Origin of the sequence: Corynebacterium auriscanis (genome assembly GCF_030408435.1) — a bacterium.
GTDB lineage: Bacteria > Actinomycetota > Actinomycetes > Mycobacteriales > Mycobacteriaceae > Corynebacterium > Corynebacterium auriscanis.
Map to the genome: position 1 here is coordinate 1130566 of NZ_CP047046.1, position 15793 is coordinate 1146358.

Below are 15793 nucleotides of genomic sequence, written 5' to 3' on the forward strand. Positions count from 1 at the left end.
CCTGCGGGATTTTTGTTTTCCCGCTTGTGACGAGGCTTGAGTAAATCGGATCTATCGGGAGCAGCCATGTCGAACGGCCATTCAGAACGTAAGACCAAGTTCATTTTCGTAACCGGTGGCGTGGCGTCCTCGCTGGGCAAGGGTTTGACCGCTGCCAGCTTGGGTCAGCTGCTCGCCGCCCGGGGCTTGCGCGTGACGATGCAGAAGCTGGATCCGTACCTGAATGTGGACCCCGGTACCATGAATCCGTTTGAGCATGGCGAGGTGTTTGTCACTGAAGACGGCGCAGAGACCGATCTGGACCTGGGGCACTACGAGCGCTTCCTGGACCGCAACCTGTCCGCCACCGGCAACGTCACCACCGGCAAGGTGTACTCTAACGTGATCGCCAAGGAGCGTCGTGGTGAGTACCTAGGCAAGACCGTGCAGGTTATTCCTCACATCACCGATGAGATCAAGCGCTCCGTCTTGGCCATGGCCAATCCTGACGAAGAGGGTGCGGTTCCCGATGTTGTGATTTCCGAAATCGGTGGCACCGTGGGTGATATCGAATCCCAGCCCTTCCTTGAGGCAGCCCGTCAGGTGCGCCACGAGGTGGGCCGCGAGAATATTGTGTTCATCCACGTTTCCTTGGTTCCGTACTTGGCGCCGTCGGGCGAGCTGAAGACCAAGCCAACCCAGCACTCCGTGGCTGCATTGCGGTCCATCGGTATTGTTCCGGATGCTCTGGTGCTGCGCGCTGACCGCGATGTTCCGCAGTCCATGAAGGACAAGATCGCACTGATGTGTGACGTTGAGGAAGAGGGCGTTATCGCCTGCCCCGATGCGCCGTCGATTTACGACATCCCCAAGGTGCTGCACTCGCAGCACTTGGATACGTTCATCATTCGCCGCATGAACTTGCCATTCCGCGATGTGGACTGGACAGTATGGGGCACGCTTCTGGACCGCGTGCACAAGCCCGAGGGTGAGGTAAACATCGGAATCGTCGGTAAGTACATTGACCTGCCGGATGCTTACCTGTCCGTCGCGGAAGCCGTCCGCGCTGCGGGCTTTGGTGCCAAGGTGAAAGCCAATGTGAAGTGGATCGCCTCCGACCAGTTGGAAGACCCAGCGCGCGCAGAGCAGGAATTGGCCGATGTAGATGGAATTGTCATCCCAGGCGGATTCGGCATCCGTGGTATCGAGGGCAAGATCGGCGCTATTCGCTATAGCCGTGAAAACCGTCTGCCGCTTCTGGGGATCTGCTTGGGCCTGCAGTGCATTGTCATTGAGGCTGCGCGCCAGGCGGGACTGGAAGACGCATCCTCCACCGAGTTCGATCCCGAGGCAACCACGCCCGTCATCTCCACCATGGAAGAGCAGAAAGCCGCTGTATCCGGTGAGGCGGACTTGGGTGGCACCATGCGTTTAGGTTCCTACCCGGCGAAGTTGGCCAGTGGTTCCGTGGTAGCCGGGCTGTACGGTAAGGAGGATGTGACCGAGCGTCATCGCCACCGCTACGAGGTCAACAACCAGTACCGGGACCAGATCACGGAAGGCTCCGGCCTGCTTTTTTCCGGCACATCACCAGATGGCAAGCTCGTGGAGTTCGTCGAGTACCCAACGGACCTGCACCCGTATTTCGTGGCAACCCAAGCACACCCTGAATATAAGTCTAGGCCGACCCGTCCACACCCACTGTTCCAGGGGCTGGTGGATGCGGCATTGGAACACCGCGATAACCGCTAAAATCACTACACTCGTTGTCATGACTGAACCCCTGTCACGCGAACAACATCCAGATGCCACCGACAAGTATCCCGTCAAGGCCTCGAAGGTCCTGTTCGATGGCCCCATCATCGCGGTTCGTCAGGACACGATCGATGGTCCGACTGGTGAGATGACCCGTGAGATTGTCGAGCATTTCAGTGCCGTGGCCATCGCTCCCGTACGGGATGGAAAAGTGCTGCTGATCCGCCAGTATCGGCACGGAGTAGGCCGTTACCTATGGGAGATTCCCGCGGGGTTGTTGGACATGGCCGGTGAGAACCCATTGGATGCAGCCCGTCGCGAGTTGGCGGAAGAAGCTGGCCTTGTGGCGGAGCGGTGGCATCTTTTGGGTGACGTGGTGACGTCCCCCGGCTTCTGTGAAGAGTTCACGCGCATCTACCTGGCTGAGGGCCTATCTAATGACCTCAGCGAATTGGATTTCGAGATCCCAGATCCCGAGCACGAAGAAGCAGACCTCGAGACCCGATGGGTTCCCGTGCCGGAAGCCATCGAATGGGTGCAGATGGGCAAGGTGGAAAACTCTATTGCCGTGGCCGCGTTGCTCCACTTGGCTGTTGGTACCAAGCGCGACGTCAGCGAGCCTTATTACTACCACTCCGGTATGGCCGAGCGCCGTGGCCACGAGCCGGGTCAGGACATGAAATTCGTCCGGTGAATAACAACGACCGCTTAATTCACCAGTGGCGCCGGCACCTGCAGACTGAACGCAATGTCTCCAGCCACACTCTGAATAATTATCAGCGCGATATCGACCGCTATCAGGAATGGCTTGGGGACAAGGATCTTACGAACGTCACCAGCAACGATATCGAGAAGTATCTGGTGTGGTTGCAGACGGACCAGTCAGGGCACAAAGGGATAGCGCAATCTAGTGCGGCACGCGCACTCGCCAGCATCCGCAGTTTGCATGATTTCGGCGAGCGCGAGAAACTCCTCGCCAGCAACGCCGCCGCCACAGTCCCGGTGCCGAAACGGGGTGCACCTATCCCTAAGGCGCTGACCGTCGAACAGGTCATTAGCTTGCTTGACGCCACGCCGAACAGCGATGCCGCCTCTCTCGTAGACATCAGGGATCGCGCGGTGTTGGAGATGCTGTATTCCACGGGTGCGAGGATCAGCGAACTGTTGGCACTAGATGTCGACGATGTGGATCAGGGGGAGCGCATGGTTCTGGTGCGAGGCAAGGGTGCAAAGGAGCGACTGGTGCCGCTTGGCAGCCCGGCGTCGATGGCCCTAGAACAGTATGTGGTGCGAGCGAGACCAGCGATGAATAAGAAGGGGTCACCGGCGCTATTTTTGAATGTGCGTGGCGGACGGATGGGGCGGCAGTCCGGGTTTAAAGCCGTGACCCAGGCTGCAGAGCGGGCAGGTTTGCCACCGGTGTCGCCCCACGCGTTGCGGCACTCGTTTGCTACGCATCTGCTGCAAGGTGGGGCGGATGTGCGAGTTGTGCAGGAGTTGCTGGGGCATAGCTCGGTGGCGACGACGCAGATTTATACCAAGGTGACCGCTGATCACCTGCGCGAGATGTGGGCCACTTCGCACCCCCGCGTGTGAGTGGCTGATAATCTATAGCGTGTAATTAGTTCGCAATTACCGTTGATGGTTTTATTGGACAAGGGTAGGACAAGGGAAAGGGCTTGACTGTGTCAGAATCCGACGCGCTTTTCGATAAGCCCGAGCAGAAGATCGGCCTGACCGGTCGGCCCATGCGGGAGTTGCCGGATCCGGCGCCGTTGAAATCGCATGGGCCTGCCAGCATCATTGCCATGTGTAACCAGAAGGGCGGGGTGGGGAAGACCACCTCGACTATCAATATGGGTTCGGCTCTAGCTGCCTTCGGGCGCAAGGTTTTGCTGGTGGACTTGGACCCGCAGGGTGCCTTGTCAGCCGGCTTGGGGATTGGTCACCAGGAGCTGGACGTTACGGTGTATAACCTGCTGGTGGATAATTCGCTGTCTATTCTAGATGCAATCCACGAAAGTCCAGTCGAGGGGCTTGACGTGGTGCCGGCGAATATCGATCTGTCCGCTGCTGAGATCCAATTGGTCAATGAGGTCGGCCGTGAACAAGCACTGGCGCGGGCGTTGCGTCCAGTGATGAACGACTACGATTTCATCGTCATCGATTGTCAGCCATCGTTGGGGTTGCTGACGGTGAACGCGCTATCGTGTGCGGATTCTGTGATCATTCCCGTCGAGTCCGAGTATTTTTCCTTGCGTGGTTTGGCACTGCTGATGGACACGGTAGAAAAGGTGCGTGATCGGCTGAACTTCCGGCTGGAGGTTTTGGGCATTCTGGTGACGATGTTCGATCGTCGCACCTTGCACTCGCGCGAGGTGATGGAGCGATTAGTGGAGGCCTTTGGTTCTAAGGTCTTCGACTCGGTGATTACACGCACCGTGCGGTTCCCGGAAACGTCCGTGGCTGGCGAGCCGATCGACACCTGGGCACCGAAGTCATCTGGCGCAGTGCAGTATCGCAACCTTGCCGCAGAGGTCATCGAGCGCGTAGCTGCCCAACCTTAGGATCAGCCGGTGGAATCCACACAGCCGGAGATCACAGGCTTCCGTGTCGCTTTGGCCAACTTCGATGGGCCGTTTGACCTGTTATTGCAGCTGATTCACTCCCATAAGTTGGACATCACGGATGTTGCCTTGGCACGAGTGACCGATGAGTTCATTGCGTACACGAAGGGGTTATCGAAATCCGCGGAGGATTTGGATGAGGTCACTGAGTTCCTTGTGGTGGCCTCCACGTTGTTGGATCTGAAAGCCGCGCGGCTGGTTCCACGGGGTGAGGTGGAGGATGAAGAGGACCTCGCCCTCTTGGAATCTCGTGACCTGCTGTTTGCTCGTTTGCTGCAGTACCGGGCGTATAAGCAGGTGGCGCAGATGTTTGCGGAGTGGCAGCGCAACGCGGCGCGGCGCCACCCGATTGGGCTGTCGCTGGAGGAGCACCAAGCGAACCTGCTGCCTCCCGTGGAGATCGGTCACACTGCTGACAGCTTCGCGGAACTTGCCGCTGCTGTGTTCCGTCCGCGGCCGTCGGGTGTGGATACGGGGCACGTTCACCAGGTTGCGGTGAGTGTCCCGGAGCAGGCTGGGCACATTCTTAATACATTGAAAGTCGCTGGTGAGAACAGGTGGGTGAGTTTCGGTACGTTGATAGCCGATTGCGAGCTGAATATGACTATCGTGGGGCGCTTCTTGGCGTTGCTGGAGCTTTACAAGGCCCGGGCCATCGGAATCGAGCAGGAGATCCCGTTGGAGGAAATGTCCGTGGCCTGGACTGGGCTGGATGTGGACCCGGCCGTGGTTGCGGCATCGAACTGGACGTAACCTGAATTCATGAACGACCATGAAAACGAGTCTGCGGCCGCTGTGCCTCTGGCACCTGTTTCACTTTTGCGCAGTCGCATCGAATCCCTGTTGCTTGTGAGTGACGAGCCGGTCACCGCTGCTGAGCTTGCGCGGGTTCTTTCCACCGACGCCACGGTGGTCCCCGCCAACGAGATCGAGATGGTGTTGGTGGAGATTCGGGACGAGTTTGATGCGCGAGGTTCTGGCTTCGAATTGCGTGAAAGCGACGGGGCTTATCGGCTGTACACGCGGAGGGAGAATTCGGAGGCCGTGGAGGCAAAGCTTCTGGATGGTACGCAGCAGCGGTTATCGCGCGCGGCTCTCGAAACTTTGGCGGTGGTGGCGTATCGCCAGCCGGTGACGCGAGCGCAGGTTTCGGCCGTCCGCGGTGTTAACTGCGACGGCGTCATGCGTACATTGGCGTTGCGTGGCCTGGTTTCGGAGGTCCCCGAAGGACCGGGTGGAGCGAACTTGTACTCCACCACGGACTTATTCCTCGAACAGCTGGGTATTGCTTCTCTCACCGAACTGCCTGATTTGGCACCACTTCTTCCCGAGGTTGACTCGATTGACGATTAGAGCCATGGAGCGGGATCTATAAATTCTCGACCCTGGGTTGGTGTTTAGAATGGCGGCTCGTCGTTGTTGCTATTGGGTTCGTCTTCCTGGTCGATGATTCCTAGTCGTCGTTCGTTATAGGCATGGGTGACCCTGATGCGCCTGGTGGCTTTGTGTTGGAATGTTTCGCGGCCGAGGGGGCCGTCGCTGGTGGTGGTGATGGTGTGGCCGTCTCCGTGGCTGGTCCAGGTTTCTGTGCCGTCGGGGTGGAGGGTTACATCCCAGTTTCCGGCGGTTTTCAACCGGTGGTGCTTAGCGCACAGCAGGTGCAAATTGTCGGTGGACGTCGGCCCCGACGCGGTGGGGTTGGTGTGGTCGTAGCGGTGGACGTGGTCGATTTGGCATCGGTGGGCGGGGATGGTGCAGCCGGGGAATCGGCAGTGCCCGTCTCGTCCGGCGACCATGGCAGCGGTGCGGGCGGATGGTTGGTAGCCGTTGTTATCGCTGGTGCCGGCGCCGGCGAGGTGGGTGATGCGGTCGAGCCAGGCGGCGGAGGCGGCGGTGGTGAGCCAGTGACCTTCGCCGAAGACGTCGTCCAGTGGCAGGCCGAAGGTGTTTTTGTAGAGGTTGAGAGTGATCGATGCGGTGGTCTGGCCGCGTAGTAGCCCGAGGAAGGCTTGGCCTTGGGTGGTGTTATTGGTGGTGGCGGCGTTGTTGATGGCTTTGAGTAGTTCGACGCCGGTGATGGCATCGACGGTGAGAGTGAAGGTGGTGTAGTTCGGGTCGCGGTTGTCGTAGCTAAAGGAGCTCACACCATCGTGGTAGGTATCCTCATCCATGGGTGGGACGTCATCGGGGTTGATGCCGTCGTTATCACTGTCAGCATCAGTGCCGGCATCCGTGTCAGGGGTGTCTTTCGGGACTGGAACCGCTAAGGGGTCGATGAACTCCATGAGGCGTGCGAATGTGTCATCGATCCATTTGAGGGAGCGCATCGCTTGATTAGGCACCGTCGGTTCCAGCAGTTTGACCACTGCATGATCCACCAGTTTCCGATGATTGGTTTTAACAATGGATAGGTGCTCGCAAAGCCGGAATACCAGCTGGAAATGAAACGCGCCACCACTGACTAGGTGGGCGAACCGGGGAAAATTCGTGAGGGTCAGTCCAACCATGGCGATCTGTTCGGCCTTCCACGCCGTTAAACCCGTCCGCGCGTGAACGCGGGTGGTGTGGTCGTCAATCATGTCCTCCATGCTGGGCAATGTCAGATAGGCGAGGTAAACGTGAAGTGCATTGATGGTCTTGGAAGCCAGGCTGACAGGATCGCTTGGGTCGTCTACACGCCATGAGGCTTCTGGATGACGCCACTGCGGTTCCAGCTGCTCCAGGATGAGAACGAGCTCTTCGGGCAGTTCCTCATCCGGTGGCTCGGGTAGTCGTCCATGGGGAGGTTCGTCAGAAAGGCCACTCCCTGGCGGGACGTTATTTTGTTCGAAATTATCCATTCCAGGAATGGTTTCTTGGCTTTGATGTTTCCCCTCTGGGGTGGGCCCGGACTGAGCTGCGGATTTATCGTATGGAGCGTTGGTTGAGGTGGAATGCTGTTGTGGCGGTGAATCTTTATGGTCGTTGAAGTCTTTGTGATTACTCACGTTTCCCCCGTTTCGTCCCCTTTGTTACCCCAATATTAGAACGGCTGTACGAACCAGTCAATAGTTTGTTAGAAGAATTCCTAGGAAATAAATCAGCATCTCAGAGGGGGCTAGCATCTCAGAGAGGGTGGGCTAGCATGGCGGGGGCAGGGACAAGTGGGTGGCGTAGAAGCTGGATGGGAAGCGGCCGGGGGACTAGCAGTGGAGAAGGGGGCCCAGCTGCAATGGTTCACTATGGCTGCCTACCTGCTAGGATGTGGGAGGATATATAACACACTTCTCATGTGAGGAAACACAGTTGAATAGAACCGCTCGCCGAGACGGCACACCGGAAAATGATCGTCAACGAAATCAAGATAATTCCCGAAATGGGCAGCAGGGGCGGGGCTCGGCTGCACGCAACGGTGCACGCACCAATCCGCGCGGTGCTGCGCGGGGTGCGGGACGAGGTGCGGGACGGAACAACGCACGCAAAGCACCCGTGCCACAGCCAGTCGACAGCAGCCCGCGCGACGTGGACCGCTTTGTGCCCAACGTGAACCCAGCCAAGCACCAGCATGTGTCGGAAGATGAAGCGGCGCAGATTTTGGCGTCAGAAAAGAAAGAAAAGCAGCAGGTCAGGCTACAGAAAGTTCTTGCATCCGCCGGAGTAGCAAGCCGGCGCATGAGTGAAAAACTGATCGCTGCGGGCCGAGTTGAGGTCAACGGCGAGGTCGTGCGGCAAATGGGGTTGCGGATTGATCCGAGCGTCGATGTCGTTCGGGTGGATGGCACCCGCGTGCAGGTCAACGAGGAAATGGTGTACTTCGTGTTGAACAAACCACGCGGTGTGCACTCGACGATGCACGACGATTTAGGGCGCCCGCACGTGGGAGAGCTCGTGGAGGCCAAGTTCAATCAGGGGCAGGGGTTGTTCCACGTGGGTCGATTGGATGCCGCGACAGAGGGGCTGTTGCTGCTCACGAACGACGGTGAACTGGCCAACCGACTGATGCACCCGAAGTACGAAGTCCCGAAGACGTACATGGCAACGGTGCTTGGTGAGGCGGACCGGGCGCTCATCCGAACGCTCAAAGAAGGCGTGGACCTGGAAGACGGCATCGCTAAGGCCGACTACGTGCAGATCGTGGACGTATGGCAAGGCAAATCGCTGGTCAAGATTGAGCTGCATGAGGGGCGTAAGCACATCGTGCGCCGCATGCTGAAAGCTGCTGGTTTCCCCGTCCAAGCGCTGGTCCGCACCAAGATCCACACCGTGCAGCTAGGCGAGCAAAAGCCCGGCACCGTACGCGCACTCAATAGCTCGGAGCTGCAAAGTCTTTACAAGGCCGTGGGGCTGTAGGCCTCCCCAGAAGCATCCCGAAAGGATCGTTGAATGACTACTAACCCCACTCACGCCCTCGCAACCCACGAAAACACTGCCGGTGGCGGGTTCATCGTTGCAGTTGACGGCCCTAGCGGCACGGGTAAATCTACTGTTTGTCGACGCCTTGCTGAGCTCGCCAACGCAAAATACTTGGACACAGGCGCGATGTATCGCGTCGCTACGCTGCACGTTCTGCGGCAGCGAATCGACCCCACCCACGCGGACGCTACGAACGCGATCATTGCCGCCACCCAGAACCTGCCACTCGAGGTCAACGAAGATCCCCGCAGCACGGAAGTCCTGCTGGACGGCCAGGACGTATCCGGGGAAATCCGCGGGCCGGAAGTCACAGCGCACGTTTCCGCTGTCTCGGCAATCCCGGAGGTACGCGAGAACCTGGTGAAGTTGCAGCGCGAGCTGGCCGAGAGGGCCGGGCGATGCGTGGTTGAGGGGCGCGATATCGGTACGGTCGTGCTGCCCGATGCGCCCGTGAAGGTGTTCATGACCGCCAGCGCAGAGATTCGGGCGCGACGCCGGTTTGACCAGGACGTTGCGGCCGGTCGCGACGTGGAGTTCGACGCGGTCCTCGCCGACGTGCAGCGCCGCGATGAAGCGGACTCTTCCCGCGCAACGTCGCCACTGCGCCCCGCGGACGATGCCACGGTTCTGGATACCGGAGAGCTCAGCATCGACGAGGTGTTGGCGGTATTTCAGGACCTCATTCTGAGCGAGAATGGGGATGGCGAGGGGCGTCGGGAAGAAGAGGCAGTAGAACTTGACGACCTAGTGTTCCGCACCACTGACGGTGACGTGATCGGCGACGGCGAGAGCTATAGCGACGGCGAGAGCGATGAGATCGACGAAGAGAACTTCGACGAGGCCGAATTCAGCGAAGCCGACTTTGGTGAAACTCAATTCTTCGTCGCGGGTCAGGATGCCGAGGAATTTGACCTGCTGAGCAGCGGTGAAGATCAGACTGACTGGGATGCCGTTGAGGAAGCGTTCGGGGTGTTCGGCGATGATGAAGCCGAACGCGAGGCCCTGTGCACCGTTGCCATCGTGGGGCGCCCCAACGTGGGTAAATCCACCTTGGTGAACCGCTTCATCGGGCGTCGCGAGGCAGTGGTGGAGGACTTCCCGGGTGTCACCCGCGACCGCATCAGTTACTTGGGTGAGTGGACCGGGCGTCGATTCTGGGTGCAGGATACCGGTGGCTGGGATCCCGACGCGAAGGGTATCCACGCGGCCATTGCTCGTCAGGCGGAAACTGCGATGGATACGGCCGATGTGATTGTGTTCGTCGTGGACACCAAGGTCGGCATCACTGCGACCGACGAGGTGATTGCACGCAAGCTACAGCGCTCCAACATCCCGGTGATTCTGGTGGCCAACAAGTTCGATTCCGATTCGCAGTACGCCGATATGGCCGAATTCTGGGGCTTGGGTCTGGGCGAGCCATTCCCGGTCTCCGCGCAACACGGCCGTGGCGCAGCCGATGTCTTGGATCAGGTCCTCAAGGACTTCCCCGACCAGCCACGGCAGACGTCGATTGTTTCGGGTCCGCGGCGCGTTGCGCTGGTGGGTCGTCCCAACGTGGGCAAGTCCAGCCTGTTGAACAAGGTCACGGGCGAAGAGCGCTCGGTTGTCGATAATGTCGCTGGTACCACCGTCGATCCCGTGGACTCCATCGTTGAGCTGGACGAGAAGACCTGGCGCTTTGTGGACACCGCCGGAATCCGCAAGAAGACTAAAACCGCACGCGGTCACGAGTTTTACGCTTCATTGCGCACTCGGGCTGCTATTGATGCCGCAGAGGTCGCTATTTTTCTGGTTGACGCCAGCGAGCCCATCGCCGAACAGGATCAGCGAGTACTCCGGCTGATCCTCGACTCCGGTCGTGCCCTAGTGGTGGCATACAACAAGTGGGATCTCGTTGACGAGGACCGCAGGTGGGAACTGGAGCGCGAGATTGATCTGCAGTTGGCACATGTGCCTTGGGCGCGACGCGTGAACATTTCCGCGAAGACGGGGCGCGCGCTGAAAAAGCTGGAGCCTGCGATGATCGAGGCACTGGAGAGCTGGGATCAGCGCATCCCAACGGGCCAGCTGAATACGTGGTTGCGCGCCGTTATCGCGCAGACCCCGCCACCTATGCGCGGCGGTCGACTGCCTCGCGTATTGTTCGCTACCCAGGCCTCCACCAAGCCTCCGGTGATCGTGCTATTTACGACCGGATTCTTGGAGCACGGCTACCGGCGCTTCTTGGAGCGCAAACTGCGTGAGGCATTCGGCTTCGAAGGATCCCCGGTCCGCATTGCGGTTCGTGTGAGGGAGAAGCGCAAGCGGAAGTAGGGGCCCTAGGTAAATAGCCCTACCGGGTCTAGAAAAGTCCGCGGATCTGACCCGACTCGTCGAGGTCGATGCCTTCTGCAGCTGGGCGCTTAGGCAGGCCGGGGAGGGTCATAACATCCCCGGTCAGGGCGACGATAAAGCCCGCCCCAATGCGGGGCACCAGTTGTCGTACATGCAAAGTGTGACCACTAGGTGCACCGAGGGCCGCGGGGTCGTCGCTGAAGCTGTACTGGGTTTTCGATACACACACGGGAAGCGTGTCCCAGCCGTTGTTGCGCAGGAACTGCAGATCCTTGCGTGCTGCGTTCGATAGTTCCACGCCCTCCGCGCCGTAGATCTCGGTGGCGATCGTATGCAAGCTAGCCTCGATTCCCGCGGCTGGGTCGTACAACTGCTGGTTTTGGGCGGGCTGAGTGAGGACTTCCGCCACCGCGTCGGCCAAGTCCAACGCGCCGTCGCCGCCCTCAGACCACACTCGGGTTTCCACAACACGCACGCCGTGGTTTTGTCCCCATGTGCGCAGAATTTCGCGTTCGGCATCAGTGTCGCTGGCAAAGGAGTTCAGTGCCACCACGGGCTCCACATTGAATTTGCGGGTATTTTCCACGTGACGCTCTAGGTTGACCAGCCCGGCCTTCAATGCGGCGAGGTTTTCCTCCGTGAGAGAATCCCGGGCAACACCGCCGTTGTACTTCAGCGATCGAATGGTTGCCACCACAACCACAGCACCGACGTTGAGGTCGCCAGCGCGAGCCTTGATGTTGAAGAATTTTTCCGCTCCCAAGTCAGAACCAAACCCAGCTTCGGTGAGCACCACATCGGCCAATCCCAGAGCGGTTTTGGTAGCAACGAGAGAATTGCACCCGTGCGCGATATTTGCGAAAGGCCCGCCGTGAACCAAAGCGGGTGTGCCACCCAGTGTTTGTACCAAGTTGGGATTGATGGCGTCGCGAAGCAAAACAGCCAGAGCGCCGGTGGCCTTAAGATCGGCGGCGGTGACAGGCGTGCGATCGTAGGATTGCCCAACAACTATGCGGCCCAAACGCTGCTTAAGATCAGCAAAATCGCTGGCCAAACACAGGATCGCCATGATCTCGCTGGCGGCGGTGATGTCGAATCCGGCCTCGCGTGGAACTCCTTGAACGGGGCCACCTAGGCCAGTGACAATGTTGCGCAGTGCGCGGTCGTTGACGTCCAAGCAACGGCGCCACGTCACGCGACGGGGGTCGATGTTGAGCGCATTGCCGTGGTGGACATGGTTGTCGACGATGGCCGCCAGTGTGTTGGTTGCCGCCGTGATCGCATGCATATCACCGGTGAAGTGAAGATTGATGTCCTCCATGGGCACAACCTGCGCAAAACCGCCGCCGGCCGCGCCGCCCTTGATGCCCATGACGGGGCCTTGGGAGGGCTCGCGGATGGCAACGATGGAGTTGTGGCCACGCATATTCATCGCGTCGGCCAAGCCAATCAACACCGTGGATTTGCCCTCGCCCGCTGGGGTGGGGCTCATGGCGGTGACCAGCACCAGCTGACCACGTTTCTGGGGTTCTAGTGCAGCGATATCGATTTTTGCCTTCGCACGTCCAAACGGCAGCAACGCTTCAATCGGGATGTTTGCCCGGGCCGCGATCTCATCGATCGGGGTCACGTTATGCGCCTGAGCGATCTCTACATCAGTAGGTTGCGATGCGACTGACATCTGTTGTGCGGGGGATGCCTTTGGTTGTGTGGTCATAATTTCACTCTAGGTGCAGCCAGCCGAAAGACACTACACCACCAGTAATCCACTCACCCCCAATACGGGAAATGTTCCCCAATAAAGGTAGGGTAGGAGGGGTAACTGCGAAACCCCCGCACGTCGATGACGATCGTGGTCGATGGACATCGACTGATCGGGAATTGACGACGACTAACGAGAATCGACAAACGAGGAACTGATGACTTCCCACGTGCCCAACCAGAACGACTGGAACGAGCGCCTGCACCTTGCACAGGAAATGCTCCCACTGATCTCCCGCTTGCACCGCGAAAACAACGTGGTGACCAGCATCTTCGGTCGTCTATTGGTCAACGTCACCGACATTGACATCATCAAGAGCCACCGCTACGCCCGTCGTGTGGTGGAAAAGGAGCTTCCACTGAGCTCCACCCTCCCGGTTCTGCAAGAACTGGTGAAGATGGACCTGGGTACCTCCTCCATTGATATTGGATCCCTCGCATCCCGCTTTGAGAAGGCGGGCGAGACCGACCTGCGTGCCTACCTGGACAAGGAACTGGCCGACGTGATTGGCACCAACGACCACCGCGAGCCACGTGATGTGGTGCTCTACGGCTTCGGTCGCATTGGCCGTCTGCTGGCCCGTATCCTCATTTCCCGCGAAGCCACCTACGGTGGCGCCCGTCTGCGTGCCGTCGTCGTCCGTTCCAAGGGCGAGGGTGACATTATCAAGCGTGCGTCCCTGCTGCGTCGCGATTCGGTCCACGGTGCCTTTGACGGCACTATTTCTACTGACCTTGAAAACAACATCATCTGGGCCAACGGCACCCCCATCAAGATGATCTATGCGTCCAACCCCGCAGAGATCGACTACACCGAGTACGGCATCAAGGACGCAATCGTTGTGGACAACACCGGTGTGTGGCGCGACCGCGATGGCTTGAGCCAGCACCTGCAATCTAAGGGCGTGGCCAAGGTTTTGCTCACAGCTCCGGGCAAGGGCGACATCAAGAACATTGTTTACGGCATCAACCACGGGGACATCGCAGAGGACGATACGATCCTGTCCGCTGCTTCTTGTACCACTAACGGCATTACGCCAGTTCTGAAGGTCATCAACGACCGCTATGGTGTGCAGCACGGTCACGTGGAGACGGTTCACTCCTTCACCAACGATCAGAACCTGATCGACAATTTCCACAAGGGCGAGCGCCGCGGACGTGCCGCGGGCCTGAACATGGTTTTGACCGCCACCGGCGCGGCGTCGGCGGTAGCTAAGGCCCTGCCTGAGTTCAAGGGCAAGCTGACCGGCAACGCCATCCGCGTGCCAACCCCAGATGTTTCCATGGCGGTGCTCAACCTCTCGCTGAATCAGGAGGTGGATGCCGACGAGGTCAACAACTACCTGCGCCGCGTGTCCCTGCACTCCACACTGCGCCAGCAGATTGACTTCATCAAGTCCCCTGAGGTCGTCTCCACCGACTTCGTGGGCACCACCCATGCGGGTATCGTTGACGGCCTAGCCACCATCGCTTCCGGTAACCACCTCGTTCTATACGTGTGGTACGACAACGAATTCGGCTACTCCAACCAGGTTATTCGCATCGTCGAGGAAATCGCGGGCGTGCGTCCAAAGGTACTGCCACAGCGCGCCAAAGCCCTAGATCTCTAGGACTAGGGGGTTCGGGTCCCCCTCACCACGCCGTCGGTTAGCCTGTAGTGCATGAACACAACTCGTCACTTCAGGCACACTATCCGCGAACACACTCTCGAGGTTCCGTGGGATCACTTCGATCCTGCACGCCTCGGGAGTTTTTCGTTGTATGCCCGCGAGATCGTCGCTGACGGCGGGGAAAACCGTCCTTACTTGGTGTACTTCCAAGGTGGACCGGGATTTCCCGCGCCGCGCCCGGAGGGTATTTCCGGCCTTCTTGCCGAGGCATTAAAGCACTACCGGGTGCTGCTGCTGGATCAACGTGGCACCGGTCGGTCCTTTCGTCTCGACGCCGCGCTGAGCCCGGATGAGTTTTCGCCGGAGCGCCTAGAAGTTCTGCGACAGGAGCAGATCGTGGAGGACGCAGAAGCGCTTCGCCGTCACCTCGGTGTGGATTCATGGTCGGTGTTTGGCCAGAGCTTCGGTGGCTTCATCATCACCAGCTACCTTTCGCGCTATGCCGAGGCCGTGGACCGGGCCTACCTCACAGGCGGACTGCCGACCTTGGACGCGCCCGTGGACGAGTTGTACCGCACGACGTTCGCGAAACTGGAGTTGCGGCACGGACAGTTCTACCGCGAATTCCCGTGGGCGGAGCAGAGGATTCGGGAAATTGCGCACCACTTGGACAATTCCGACGAGCGCCTGCCCACCGGGGAAAGGTTGAGCTCGCGCCGATTCCGTACCATCGGCATAGATCTGGGGCGAGGCGCGGGGTTCTATTCTCTGGCATACCTGCTGGAGGAGCCTTTCCACGAGCTGCGCGGGGAAAAGCGCTTGAAACGCGACTTCCTCGCGCGCGTGGGATCTGCCGTCAGTTTCGAAGCTGGCCCGCTGTACGCCGCCATCCATGAATCCATTTATGGCGGGGTGGGTGGCCAGTCGGTCACAGGGTGGTCAGCTCACCGGGTTCGTGAGGAATTGGCCGGTTTTGAAGAAAACGCCGACCCCCAGGGCAGCGATCCGTATTACCTGACTGGTGAGCACATCTTTCCGTGGCAGTTCGACGAGGATCCCGCGCTGCGGGACTTCAGGAGCCCAGCGGAGGCGTTGGCTGGGAAGGAGTGGGCGTCGAGCCCATATGACGAAAAGGGCCTGCAAGCTGCGACTGCAACTGCGGCGGCCGCCGTGTACGTCGATGATGTGTTTGTGCCCTTTGAATACTCGATGAAAACGGCCACAGCATACAGGGATTTGCGCCCGCACATCACGAACAAATTCCAGCACGATGGCATTCGTTGGGCCGGTGGGCCGATTTTCGCCGAACTACATGGAAAGATTCGGGATCATTAA

General features: G+C 59.3%; 12 protein-coding genes. 10 read left to right on the forward strand and 2 right to left on the reverse strand.

Annotated elements, in window-relative coordinates; all coding sequences use genetic code 11:
* Positions 1–66 precede the first annotated feature (66 nt).
* The 6 genes from pyrG to scpB all read left to right on the forward strand — a co-directional run bounded on the left by pyrG (position 67) and on the right by scpB (position 5714).
* Positions 67–1731: a CTP synthase gene (pyrG, locus tag CAURIC_RS04705; RefSeq protein WP_035115057.1), complete on the forward strand. Its 1665-nt coding sequence runs from the start codon at positions 67–69 to the stop codon at positions 1729–1731.
* Between the two features lie 19 nt (positions 1732–1750).
* Positions 1751–2428, forward strand: coding sequence for an NUDIX domain-containing protein (locus CAURIC_RS04710; protein WP_052095097.1), 678 nt, complete (start codon positions 1751–1753; stop codon positions 2426–2428).
* Positions 2425–3330 (forward strand): site-specific tyrosine recombinase/integron integrase, encoded by a 906-nt coding sequence (gene xerA, locus CAURIC_RS04715; protein ID WP_035115055.1) that lies wholly within the window; start codon positions 2425–2427, stop codon positions 3328–3330. Before CAURIC_RS04710 ends, xerA begins: the two co-directional genes overlap by 4 nt.
* Positions 3331–3482: 152 nt before the next feature.
* Positions 3483–4301 carry a ParA family protein gene (locus tag CAURIC_RS04720; protein ID WP_371440925.1) on the forward strand — a complete coding sequence of 273 codons (819 nt, stop codon included), beginning with the start codon at positions 3483–3485 and terminating at the stop codon, positions 4299–4301.
* 9 nt (positions 4302–4310) lie between these two features.
* Entirely contained in the window at positions 4311–5114 is an 804-nt protein-coding gene (locus CAURIC_RS04725) for a segregation and condensation protein A (RefSeq protein WP_035115050.1), read from the forward strand.
* 9 nt (positions 5115–5123) lie between these two features.
* Positions 5124–5714, forward strand: coding sequence for an SMC-Scp complex subunit ScpB (gene scpB / locus CAURIC_RS04730; protein ID WP_035115049.1), 591 nt, complete (start codon positions 5124–5126; stop codon positions 5712–5714).
* 44 nt (positions 5715–5758) lie between these two features.
* On the opposite strand, the gene CAURIC_RS04735 is transcribed toward scpB, so the two are convergent.
* The gene (locus CAURIC_RS04735; protein WP_290183391.1) at positions 5759–7348 is read right to left on the reverse strand and encodes an HNH endonuclease signature motif containing protein; all 1590 of its coding nucleotides are present in this window, start codon (positions 7346–7348) and stop codon (positions 5759–5761) included.
* A gap of 298 nt (positions 7349–7646) precedes the next feature.
* Here CAURIC_RS04735 and CAURIC_RS04740 point away from each other — a divergent pair, with 298 nt between their 5' ends.
* The gene (locus CAURIC_RS04740) at positions 7647–8690 is read left to right on the forward strand and encodes a pseudouridine synthase (protein ID WP_172644018.1); all 1044 of its coding nucleotides are present in this window, start codon (positions 7647–7649) and stop codon (positions 8688–8690) included.
* A gap of 33 nt (positions 8691–8723) precedes the next feature.
* Complete coding sequence (gene der, locus CAURIC_RS04745; protein WP_290183392.1) at positions 8724–11066, forward strand: bifunctional cytidylate kinase/GTPase Der; 2343 nt, start codon at positions 8724–8726, stop codon at positions 11064–11066.
* Between the two features lie 28 nt (positions 11067–11094).
* Here the strand turns inward: der and CAURIC_RS04750 are convergent, their stop codons facing one another.
* Complete coding sequence (locus CAURIC_RS04750) at positions 11095–12768, reverse strand: formate--tetrahydrofolate ligase (protein WP_035112777.1); 1674 nt, start codon at positions 12766–12768, stop codon at positions 11095–11097.
* Positions 12769–13006: 238 nt separating this feature from the next.
* Between CAURIC_RS04750 and CAURIC_RS04755 the strand changes: the two genes are divergently transcribed.
* Positions 13007–14458, forward strand: coding sequence for a glyceraldehyde-3-phosphate dehydrogenase (locus tag CAURIC_RS04755; protein WP_035112776.1), 1452 nt, complete (start codon positions 13007–13009; stop codon positions 14456–14458).
* Positions 14459–14509: 51 nt separating this feature from the next.
* Positions 14510–15793, forward strand: coding sequence for an alpha/beta fold hydrolase (locus CAURIC_RS04760; RefSeq protein WP_290183393.1), 1284 nt, complete (start codon positions 14510–14512; stop codon positions 15791–15793).